5 protein-coding genes and 1 pseudogene are annotated in these 4,253 nt (G+C 49.3%); 1 reads left to right on the forward strand and 5 read right to left on the reverse strand.

Going from position 1 to position 4,253, the window contains the following annotated elements; all coding sequences use genetic code 11:
• The coding region (gene htpX / locus ACRC27_RS02315) for a protease HtpX (RefSeq protein WP_438639104.1) at nucleotides 1-458 on the reverse strand (458 nt) is incomplete at its 3' end.
• 458 nt (nucleotides 459-916) lie between these two features.
• Between htpX and ACRC27_RS02320 the strand changes: the two genes are divergently transcribed.
• Nucleotides 917-1,075: a hypothetical protein gene (locus ACRC27_RS02320; RefSeq protein ID WP_438639105.1), complete on the forward strand. Its 159-nt coding sequence runs from the start codon at nucleotides 917-919 to the stop codon at nucleotides 1,073-1,075.
• A gap of 85 nt (nucleotides 1,076-1,160) precedes the next feature.
• Here ACRC27_RS02320 and bioD read toward each other — a convergent pair whose 3' ends face one another.
• The 4 genes and pseudogenes from bioD to ACRC27_RS02340 all read right to left on the reverse strand — a co-directional run.
• On the reverse strand, nucleotides 1,161-1,841 hold the full coding sequence (bioD, locus tag ACRC27_RS02325) for a dethiobiotin synthase (RefSeq protein ID WP_438624132.1): 681 nt from the start codon (nucleotides 1,839-1,841) through the stop codon (nucleotides 1,161-1,163).
• On the reverse strand, nucleotides 1,834-2,625 hold the full coding sequence (bioC, locus tag ACRC27_RS02330) for a malonyl-ACP O-methyltransferase BioC (protein WP_438631239.1): 792 nt from the start codon (nucleotides 2,623-2,625) through the stop codon (nucleotides 1,834-1,836). Before bioC ends, bioD begins: the two co-directional genes overlap by 8 nt.
• A complete protein-coding gene (gene bioF, locus ACRC27_RS02335; RefSeq protein ID WP_438639106.1) occupies nucleotides 2,618-3,898 on the reverse strand; it encodes an 8-amino-7-oxononanoate synthase in 1,281 nt (426 codons plus the stop codon). The genes bioC and bioF overlap by 8 nt, the downstream gene beginning before the upstream one ends.
• A 62-nt stretch (nucleotides 3,899-3,960) precedes the next feature.
• A pseudogene (locus ACRC27_RS02340) lies at nucleotides 3,961-4,253 on the reverse strand (biotin synthase BioB); the annotation flags it as partial.

A 4,253-nucleotide genomic window follows, 5' to 3' on the forward strand; every position in this document is an offset into this window, starting at 1 on the left:
GTCATCGTGACCATATCACCATTTGCCACATGGCTGATTTCATGAGCCAGTACAGCTTCGGCTTCATCACGGGTCATGCTATCTAGCAGACCACTGCTGACTGCCACCAGCGAATTATTACGGCTCGGGCCGGTTGCAAATGCATTGATATCCATTGAGTGATACACAGCCACTTGCGGCATTGCAATGCCTGACTGCTGTGCCTGTTGACGAACGGTCTCCATCAACCAGCGCTCGACTTCATTGCGAGGTTGCTCAATAACCTCGGCTCCCACCGAACGCAAGGCCATCCATTTAGACATCATCAGTGAGATCAGTGAACCACCAAACCCAAACAGACCAGCCATAATAGCTAATCCAGCCACACTGCTCGATTGAATACCGGTCAGGCTCAGTACTAGACTGAAGACCATCATCACCGCAAGGTTGGTTAAAAGGAACAATGCAATACGCATCATAAGCGTTACGTCCTTAGAGTCGAATCATGAGTAGAATTACAGGCATCATAGAGCCTGAATGTCATCTTTCAAGCATTTTAGACATATTCTTTTTCATTTTAACGACCTACATCAATATTTTAATTTAAAATAAGTGATAGAGATCACTTCTAGCCACCCTAAAATACGATATGGAATGTGAATAAATCCAACGTTCTGGACTGAATTTAAGGCGTGTCTGTTTTAAAAATGGCTGGGCGTAGATGCTGGAAATATAAAAAATCAGTAAAACCAGCATGATAGCACTGGAGGATTAACAGCATGGTAGAGCGTGCCCTTGGTCGGCAGTAGAACAAAGATGACAGCACGCAGCATTGTATTACGACTATAGTCTTACTTGCGAAAATGCGATCTATAGCTGATAGTGAATGTATACAAGGGAACAATGATATTACACGCCACTCAGGTAAGGAGACCCCATGGCTGATAAAGAAAACTACTTGGTTGCGATTGATATTTTACGCTGTCACTTAGGCAAAAGTTACGAAGAAGCTTGTGAAGTGTTGGGATTAGAGCAAAACCCGCGTTATTCCCATGCCGATAACAGTGATTCAGCCTGCATATTGGCCGCTGAGTAATCACAAGCAAGACAGCACGGTAGTCTAGCAACCAGTAAAAAGGCACTTTTAAAGTGCCTTTTTTGTGCGTCTGCATTTTGTTTCACTAACCGAGCAGCGGTGTTAAATCCATATATTTACCTAACTGCTGTTTTTCAGGGCGAGAGATATACGGGATCTCACCTAACTGCGGTGCTGGCATACGCGCACGCAGGGTTTGAATTAATTCAGCATAGTGTGTCAGGCACGGATTAACGCGGTTTGCTACCCAGCCAACCAGTTCAACACCATCATTGGCGATAGACTCCGCCGTAAGAATGGCATGATTCAGACAACCGAGTTTAATGCCTACCACTAGGATCACCGGCATTTTTTCACCCACAACCCACTCAGACAGGCTCTGTTTGTCTGTCACCGGCACTCGCCAGCCGCCACACCCTTCAACCAGAACCAGTTCAGCCTGTGATTCTAGCGTTGTGACACCTTTTGAAAGATGCATAAAATCAATATCAATCCCGTCAAGCTTGGCAGCCAAATGCGGAGAGATAGGCTCACGCAGTGCTATCGGATTCACCAGCTCATAAGGTACGGCAACAGAGGCTGAACTTTGTAAGACCAGAGCATCGCTGTTGCGCAGCCCCTCTTCGGTTTCTGTACAACCCGATGCAATGGGCTTATAGCCAACAATCGAGTGCCCCATACTGGCAGCAGCCTGCATAAAGGCACGGCTAACCACAGTCTTACCCACTTCGGTATCGGTGCCCGTAACAAAAAAACGCTTACTCATTGACTATTACTCCACAACACACGTCATAGCTGGCTGGTAGCATCGCTTGCTGTTGAAATTTTTCGCGATAGTGCCGCTCCAGTTCAGCCAATTGTCGCCTTCCCCCCAGACCCGATCTCCGTTCACGGTGGACATGGTTTGCGCCGATCGCTTTAAGATCACGCATTAAGGCAACAACACTGGGGTACATCACTTTTTTCGTGCTGAAGTTTAGGTGATGGTGCGAAATTCCTGCTTGCGCCAGCGCAATATTTATTTGATTAATCGAAAGAAATGCATTCACATGCGCATCCAGATCAATATTCGGGTCAACCGCATGCCAGCTCGCTCTTAATTCAGACAGGGTATTTTCCAATAAAGTAGCAAACAGAATTTTCCCCCCAGGACGAGTAATCCGGGTTAACTCACGAAACACCTGTGGCAAATTTCTGCTCCACTGAATGGCCAGACTGGTAAAACAGGTATCCACCGAATTATCAGGTAACGGAATAGATTCCATATCTGCACACACATAGCATTCAGCGCTTTGCTGTGCGGCGGCAACGGCCAGCATGCCTTCGGCAATATCGAGTGCAATCACGCTGTGCCCGCGTTGCTGCCATTGACGGCTGAAATATCCGGTGCCGCACCCTATATCCAGCAAAATACCGGCAGGAATATCGGCTAACTGCATCAAGTCGTGCCCGATTTCACGCTGCAGTGCCGCGGCACTGTCATAACTGGCCGCCGCTTTACTAAAACGGGCCGCAATTTGTGTATTATGGGAAGCAAAATGATTATACATCCGCGGCCTCAGTAGCAGTTTTGGTATGCAGTGCTGCTATTTGTCGTGCTTCTGTGTGCAGTGTGGTTAGCAGATGTGAAATATCAGCGGGTGTATGTGCGGCAGTCAGTGTGATCCGCAAACGCGCACTACCGGGGGCGACCGTAGGTGGGCGAATGGCCGGTGCCCATATCCCATGCTGGTGCAAGCGGCTGGCCAGAGTCACTGCTGTGTGGTTATCCCCCAAAATAAGAGGCTGTATAGGTGTATCAGAGGCCTGCAGTGTAAAGGGAAGATCACGACAGCCCTGCTGAAACTGACTAATCAGTTGGCGTAAATGAGCACGCTGCTCATCGGCCTGCTGTACACAACGTAGCGCCGCTTGCAGTGCGCAGGCCTGTGCCGGAGGCATTGCCGTGCTATAAATCAGATGGCGGGAGAACTGCAACAGATATTCAGCCACCGCCTGTGAGCACAACACCGCAGCCCCCCCAACACCCCATGCTTTGCCAAAGGTGACAACCAAGATATCGGGTTTGATGCCAGCTTGTGCACAACTTCCCCGCCCTTGCGGGCCATGAATACCAATACCGTGCGCATCATCGACCAGCAACCACGCAGAATGCTGACCTGCGTGACGTTGTAACTCCGCCAGTGGAGCAAGATCGCCATCCATACTGAATACGCCTTCAGTGATAATCAGGGTATTTCCAGCCAATGATGAACGGCTGGTCTGCTTTTCTAGCACACGAGCCTGTTTTTCTAGCATGCGCGATAACGCAGACAGATCATTATGCGCAAAGCGCCGTAAGGTGGCCGGAGAGAGCATTGCCGCTTCAATCAACGAGGCATGGCTGAGTTTATCGGCAACAATGTTGTCGCCCTCGCCACACAGCGCCTGCACCACCGCCTGATTTGCGCTAAACCCGCTGATAAACAGCAAGGCGCGATCATATCCCAGCCAGTCTGCCAACTGCGCTTCAAACTCAGCATGTGCTCGGGTGTGCCCTGAAACGTGGCCAGATGCCCCACTTCCCGCACCGTATTGATGTAATCCCGCTTGCCATGCAGCCACAATCTGCGGATTTTTAGCCAACCCCAGATAGTCATTCGCGGCAAAATTTAAATAGGTAGATGATTCAGGTTGATGGGTATCTGGCTGATGAGAGCCCGTAATCTGTTCTATTATCTTCACCGTGCGATCGCTGCCGTGCTGATTGATCACGCGTCGGCGCAACAACCCTTGTGCTTCACGAGCTGCCAGTGCACTACTGATTTTATGCTGCCAGCTCATCCGCGCTGTACCTGTGTTTGATGCTGCACCTGAGTTTGATATGTTTGATATTGTGCCTTCTGAACCGTTGCATCATAAAACAGGCTATTGCTGGTCTGCGGTTCGGCCTGCATAACCTGCTCCGCCAATTGGTCTGACAGTGCATTATCTCCCTGCTCAGTTACCGATGCTGCCGCGTTAATCCCCAAGCGTGAGAACAACCGTACATCACTATCTTCTTCTGGATTGGGTGTTGTCAGCAATTTACAGCCATAAAACACCGAATTTGCACCCGCCATAAAACACAATGCTTGCATCTGATCATTCATCTTTTCACGCCCTGCCGACAACCGCACAAAAGAGCGTGGCAGCATAA

It is taken from the genome of Plesiomonas sp., assembly GCF_051650925.1.
Taxonomy (GTDB): Bacteria; Pseudomonadota; Gammaproteobacteria; order Enterobacterales; family CAMTGL01; genus Plesiomonas.